The sequence below is a fragment of the Streptomyces fructofermentans genome, assembly GCF_014651055.1.
Lineage (GTDB): Bacteria > Actinomycetota > Actinomycetes > Streptomycetales > Streptomycetaceae > Streptomyces > Streptomyces fructofermentans.
Window position 1 is genome coordinate 70,849 of sequence record NZ_BMWD01000034.1, and the last position, 6,325, is coordinate 77,173.

General features: G+C 70.6%; 4 protein-coding genes. 3 read left to right on the plus strand and 1 reads right to left on the minus strand.

Going from position 1 to position 6,325, the window contains the following annotated elements; all coding sequences use genetic code 11:
* Window positions 1-303 precede the first annotated feature (303 nt).
* Window positions 304-1,668, plus strand: a complete 1,365-nt coding sequence (locus IE265_RS33445; RefSeq protein WP_190039515.1) for an NAD(P)/FAD-dependent oxidoreductase — start codon at window positions 304-306, stop codon at window positions 1,666-1,668.
* A 125-nt stretch (window positions 1,669-1,793) separates the two neighbouring features.
* Window positions 1,794-3,443: an ATP-binding SpoIIE family protein phosphatase gene (locus IE265_RS33450; protein WP_190039516.1), complete on the plus strand. Its 1,650-nt coding sequence runs from the start codon at window positions 1,794-1,796 to the stop codon at window positions 3,441-3,443.
* 190 nt (window positions 3,444-3,633) lie between these two features.
* Here the strand turns inward: IE265_RS33450 and IE265_RS33455 are convergent, their stop codons facing one another.
* Window positions 3,634-4,905, minus strand: a complete 1,272-nt coding sequence (locus IE265_RS33455; RefSeq protein ID WP_190039519.1) for an MFS transporter — start codon at window positions 4,903-4,905, stop codon at window positions 3,634-3,636.
* 148 nt (window positions 4,906-5,053) lie between these two features.
* On the opposite strand from IE265_RS33455, the gene IE265_RS33460 reads away from it, so the two are divergent.
* Window positions 5,054-5,602 (plus strand): MarR family winged helix-turn-helix transcriptional regulator, encoded by a 549-nt coding sequence (locus IE265_RS33460; RefSeq protein ID WP_190039517.1) that lies wholly within the window; start codon window positions 5,054-5,056, stop codon window positions 5,600-5,602.
* Window positions 5,603-6,325: the final 723 nt, after the last annotated feature.

Consider the following 6,325-nt stretch of genomic DNA (forward strand, 5'->3'; position numbering starts at 1 on the left):
TTCGTCGCACGGCCCCGCCGTGCGGACCCGTCGAGTGCATCCCCCTACACCCCGATGACACACGAACATAGTTGAGTGGGGGTCAATTCAGAAGGGGCAGGTTCCGCACAGAGCGCCCCCCGATCGGAGTACGGGCCGGATACGTCCCGGTCATACCCCCTCACATCACCCCGATCACCCCCTCTGACCTGCGCATCTCTCCCGCACCACGGCAAATCGGCCATGCCTGCGCGTCTCAGGCGGCCGGGCACACAAATTGACGGGCCTGTGGACAAACTCCGGCTGCCGGTGCGTCATGGGTGAGTGAAGGAACGCGCGCGCATTCTCGTCGTCGGCGGCGGCTACGTCGGCATGTACACCGCCCTGCGTCTCCAGCGGAAGCTCAAACCCGAGCTCAGACGGGGTGACGTGGAGATCGTCGTGGTCTCGCCCGATCCGTACATGACCTATCAGCCGTTCCTGCCGGAGGCGGCGGCGGGCTCGATCTCCCCCCGCCACGTCGTCGTGCCCCTGCGCCGCGTCCTGGACCGCTGCCGGGTCGTCATCGGTGAGGTGGAGTCCATCGACCACGCCAAGCGCACCGCGACCCTCACCACCCTCGCCACCGACGAGGAGGGCACCGGCCCCGAGCAGCTCACCTACGACGAACTGGTGCTGGCCCCCGGCTCGATCTCGCGCACCCTGCCCGTCCCCGGGCTCGCCGAGTTCGCCATCGGCTTCAAGACGGTCGAGGAGGCCATCGGCCTGCGCAACCACGTCATCGAGCAGATGGACATCGCCTCCTCCACCCGCGACCCCGCGATCCGCGACGCCGCCCTGACCTACGTCTTCGTGGGCGGCGGCTACGCCGGTGTGGAGGCCCTCGGCGAGCTGGAGGACATGGCCCGCTACGCCGCGCGGTACTACCACAACATCAAGCCCGCGGACATGAAGTGGATCCTCGTGGAGGCCTCGGACCGCATCCTGCCCGAGGTCGGCGAGGAGATGGGCAGGTACACCGTCACCCAGCTGCGCCGCCGCAACATCGACGTCCGCCTGAAGACACGCCTCGACTCGTGCGCGGACCGGGTCGCCGTCCTCAGCGACGGGGCGCGCTTCCCGACCCGTACGGTCGTGTGGACCGCGGGCGTGAAACCGCACCCGCTGCTCGCCTCCACCGACCTGCCCCTCAACGAGCGCGGCAGGCTCCGGTGCACCGCCGAGCTGACCGTGGACGGCGTGACGCACGCGTGGGCCGCGGGCGACGCGGCCGCGGTCCCCGACGTCACCGCGCAGCGGCCGGGCACGGAGACCGCGCCCAACGCGCAGCACGCCGTGCGCCAGGCCAAGGTCCTCGGCGACAACATCGCCCACTCCCTGCGCGGCGAGCCCCTGGAGACGTACTCCCACCAGTACGTCGGCTCGGTCGCCTCCCTGGGGCTCCACAAAGGCGTCGCCCACGTCTACGGACGCAAGCTGAGGGGCTACCCTGCCTGGTTCATGCACCGCGTCTACCACCTCAGCCGCGTGCCCACCTTCAACCGCAAGGCCCGCGTACTCGCCGAATGGACCCTGTCGGGGCTCTTCAAGCGGGAGATCGTCTCCCTCGGATCGCTCGAACACCCACGTGCGGAGTTCGAACTCGCGGCCGGTGGAAAACCTCCTCAGGACCCGAAGGGGTCCTCCTGACCGGATCCAGGAACTACAGCGGCGGGGCCGACGTCTGACGGATGTCGGTCCGGTCGGACACACTGGTCCACGACCATGGGCGGGCCGACCGCTCGCCCTTCACATCCCACGAGGCCTGTCCCACAGTGAACTTCACGCGCTGGAGCGCCCGGCTCCCCGGAACGCAGCGCCGCGCCGCAGCGCGGACCGACGGTTCGCCGACGGGGTCCGCCCCGGAGAGCTCCGTGCCCGCGGCCCGGGTCGAGCGGCCGACCGACGCGGGCCCGCCCGCCCCCGCGGTGGACGAGCTGCCGGTCCGCGAGGTCCTCGACCGCATCCCGGCCCTGGTCGCCCTCGTCCACGGCCCGGACCACCGCCTCTCCTACGTGAACGACGCCTATGTGGCGGCCTTCGGCGTGCGCCCGCCCGGCGAGCCCGCGCGCGACGCGCTGCCCGAGCTGGCCGAGGTCGGGCTGCTGCCCCTCCTCGACCAGGTCCTGCGCAGCGCCAAGCCGCGCACGGTCAAGTCCCGCAAGGCACCCGGCGGCCGCTCGTACACGTTCACCTGCACCCCCGTCGAGGTCGAGCCCGCCTCAGGGGAGGGCGGCGTGCTGATCTTCGCCGCGGACGTCACCGACCACGCCGAGGCCGCCGAGCGGCTGCGGGCCAGCGAGCGCCGCCAGCGCGAGACCGCCGTCACCCTCCAGCGCTCCCTGCTGCCGCAGGAGCTGGAGGAGCCCGACGACCTGCGGGTCGCGGCCACCTATCTGCCCGGCGGCACGGAGACCGCGGTCGGCGGCGACTGGTACGACGTCATCACCCTGGGCGGCGGACGCACCGCGCTCGTGATCGGCGACGTCATGGGCCGCGGGGTCCGGGCGGCGGCCGTCATGGGCCAGCTCCGGACGGCCGTGCGCGCGTACGCCCGCCTGGACCTGCCCCCGCACGAGGTCCTCCAGCTCCTGGACGGCCTCGCCATGGAGATCGACGCCAACCAGATCGCCACCTGCGCGTACGCGGTCCACGACCCGAACGAGGGCCGGCTGGTGTACGCCTCCGCGGGCCACCTCCCGATCCTCGTGCGCGACGAGAGCGGCAACGTCCTGCGCGCGGACGAGCCCACCGGCCCCCCGCTCGGCACGGGCGGCTGGATGCACTCCTCGGGCTCGGTGCCCCTCGGTCCGGGCTCCACCGCCGTCCTCTACACCGACGGACTGGTCGAGCGCCGCGACGAGGACCTGGACGAGGGCATCGCGTCGCTGGAGAGGGCCCTCGCCGGCGCCACCGGCACGCCCCAGGTCGTCTGCGACCGGCTGGTCCGCTCGGCCGGGGTCAAGGCCGACCACGACGACGACGTGGCCGTGCTCGTCCTCCAGCACCCGGCCCGTACGGGCGCCGACCGCGAGCTGTTCCGCAACGCGGCCCTGGAACTGCTCGGCGGTGTGGAGGCGGCCCCTCGCGCGCGTGCCTTCGCCTCCGGCGTCCTCACGAGCTGGCGCTTCCCCGCCGATCTGCACGACCTGGGCGTGCTGGCCGCCAGCGAACTGGTCGCCAACTCCCTCCAGCACGGCACCCCGCCCATGCGCCTCAGGCTCCGCCGCACGGACCGCCGGCTGATCATCGAGGTCACCGACGGCGACGACCACCTGCCGCGCCGCCGCCGGGCCGAGGCCGCCGACGAGTCGGGCCGCGGCATCGCGATCGTCGCCACGATCACCTCCAACTGGGGCTCGCGCCGCACCCCGGGCGGCGGCAAGGCCGTGTGGTGCGAGTTCGCCCTGCCCCGCCCCACCTGAGGCCGGCCACCGGCAGCGGACGGCCCGGCTACCGGCAGAGCGCGGGCCATCCGGTCGGAGCACACGGCAGCGGACGGCACCACGACCCTCCCCTTCGCCTCGGCCCTGGTCACCGCGGTCCATCGACACACGCGACGGCCGCCACCACATCCCGTGGTGGCGGCCGTCGCCGTCCGGTACCGCCCGCCGGTCAGGCCGCGGTCGTGACCTGTTCCACCGGGGCCGTGCCCCGGGCCACGACCCGGCTGCCGGCCAGCGACGGCTGGTTCTGCGCGGGAGTGAGCTGCCGCCCGAGCCGCACGGCCAGGAAGGTGATGCCCAGCGAGAACAGCAGGAACGTCACGATGTACGGGGCGTGCAGCGAGGCACCCATCGGGCCGCCCACCGCCGGACCGACCGCGAGAGCCAGCTGCTTCACCAGGGCGAAGGCCGAGTTGTACTGGCCCGCCATCCCGCTCGGCGCCAGGTCGGCGACCAGCGGGGCCACGGTCGGCGACAGCATCGCCTCGCCCAGCCCGAACAGCGCGTACGTCGACACGAACGCGGCGGTCGCCATGGCCTGGCTGCCGTGCCCGAGCCCCGCGTACCCGGCGACGACCCAGGCGAGCGCCCAGATCAGACCCACGGCGGCGATCACCCGGGACCGCTTGCGCCGCTCGACGAACTTCAGGACGGCGAACTGCGCGACGACGATCATCGCGGTGTTGGCGGCGAGCGCGGTACCGAGCGCGGACGTGGAGATGCCGGCGGCCTCGACGCCGTACGCGCTCAGCCCCGACTCGAACTGCCCGTAGCAGGCGAAGAAGAGCACGAAGCCCAGCACGCAGAGCTGCACCATGGCCCGGTTGCCGAGGAGCTGCCGCCAGCCGCCGCCGCTCCGGCCCGGCACGTCCTCGATCTTCGGCGAGCGCGGCATCCGGACGCTCGACATCACGACGACGAGCAGCAGGAACATCGCCGCCTCGATCGAGAAGAGCAGCGTGAACGAACCGGCCCGGGTGATGTCGACGAGGTGCCCGCCGATGAGTCCGCCGACGCCGAGACCGAGGTTCTGCAGGAAGAACTGGGTGGCGAAGGCACGTGACCGCGTCTCGGCGGAGGAGCAGTCCACGATCATCGTCGCGAGCGCCGGCTGCATGACGGCCTGCCCGGCGCCGAGCGCCGCAGCGGACAGCAGCACGGTGGTGGGGCTGCCCGAGAGCCCGAGGCTCAGTGCTCCCAGGGCTGCGGTGACCAGGGCGACCAGCAGCACCGGCAGCGGGCCCCGCCGGACGATGGCCCGTCCGGCGAAGGGCAGCACGACCAGCGCGGCCACGGCGAAGACGGCGAGTACGAGACTCGCCGTCATGGCACCGAGATCCCGTACCTGCGCCACGTAGACGTACAGGTAGGGGACGGTAAAGCCGAGGCCGAACGCGCTGAGTGCGTTGCCCACGTGGATCCGGCGCATCTCCGCGCCCATCGCCCTGGTCACTTTCACCTGCCCTTGGTGCGGAAGCCCTACGTCTGCCTCAGGAGTTAGACGTGAAGACTTCGAAGCTAAAGTTCGAAGCTAAACAGTACATCTCGAAGGACTTCGATGCCAAGCAGGTGCGTGCCATACTTCGGGCATGGGTGACACCCCCCGCGTCGGCGAGCCGACGCTCGAGGAACAGATCGCGGCCTACCAGCGCGAGTTCCAGGACCTCGACCCGCAGGTCGAGAAGATCGTCTCGGCGCTCGGCCGCCTGAACCGCCGCATGAACGTCGCGTACGGCCGCCAGACCGCCAACCTCGGCATAAGCAACGCCGAGTGGGAGGTCCTCAAGGCCCTCGTCCTGTCCGGTGCCCCCTACCGACTGGGCCCGAGCGACCTCGCCAAGCGCCTCGGCCTCACCCCGGCGGCGATGACGCACCGCATCGACCGCATGGTGACCGAGGGCCTGGTCACCAGGGAGCGCGACGAGTCCAACCGCGTACGGGTCATCGTCGAGCTGACCACCGAGGGTCGCGAGAAGTGGCTGGAGGCCATGCGCCTCGCCACCGTCTTCGAGGAGGACCTGCTCCAGGACCTCTCCCAGGAGGAGCGCGGCGCCCTCGGTGAGGTGCTGACCCGCCTGCTGCGCCGGGTGGAGCACGCCCAGCACGACGCCGGCGGCCGGCTCACCGACCTCGACTGACAACCGGGTCGGGCGCCGAGCCCGCCAGGACCGGGCGGCCGTGCGTGGTTTGCCGGACTGCCGTCCTGGGGATGCTTGACACTCCCCTCGCGGACCCGTAAGGTTCTTCGAGTTGCCACGGGGCCGTAACGGTTCTGCGACAGCACCTCGGCCGCTGAAGCGGCACACCAAACCACCAGCACGATCTCCCAACCGGGGCGAATTCGGCATGGCCGAATTCAATTCGATTCGGGGCCGGCAGCGCCGATTAGGAACTGCCGGGACGATCCGCTAAAGTTTGGGACGTCGGAACGGCCCAACAGCCGCAAAGACAAACCCGGTTGACTGGGAGTCAGGCCCGAAAGGATCTGATAGAGTCAACACCGCCGGAAAGGGAAACGCGAAAGCGGAAACCTGGAAAGCACCGAGGAAATCGGAACCGGAAACGGTCTGATAGAGTCGGAAACGCAAGACCGAAGGGAAGCGCCCGGAGGAAAGCCCGAGAGGGTGAGTACAAAGGAAGCGTCCGTTCCTTGAGAACTCAACAGCGTGCCAAAAATCAACGCCAGATATGTTGATACCCCGTCCACCACATCATGGTGGGTGGAGGTTCCTTTGAAAAAGTCCTGTCGGGCATTGTCCGGCAGGCGCATCAGCGAGGACGCTGTGAACGATCGGCCTTATTCCGGCCGGTTGTTCCGCTCTCGTGGTGGAGTCCCGATTACGGGAAAACATTCACGGAGA

Excerpts from the sequence above, each read along its gene's own strand:
- IE265_RS33455 (WP_190039519.1), bottom strand. The coding sequence starts at position 4,905 with ATGGGCGCGGAGATGCGCCGGATCCACGTGGGCAACGCACTCAGCGCG.
- IE265_RS33460 (WP_190039517.1), top strand. The coding sequence starts at position 5,054 with ATGGGTGACACCCCCCGCGTCGGCGAGCCGACGCTCGAGGAACAGATC.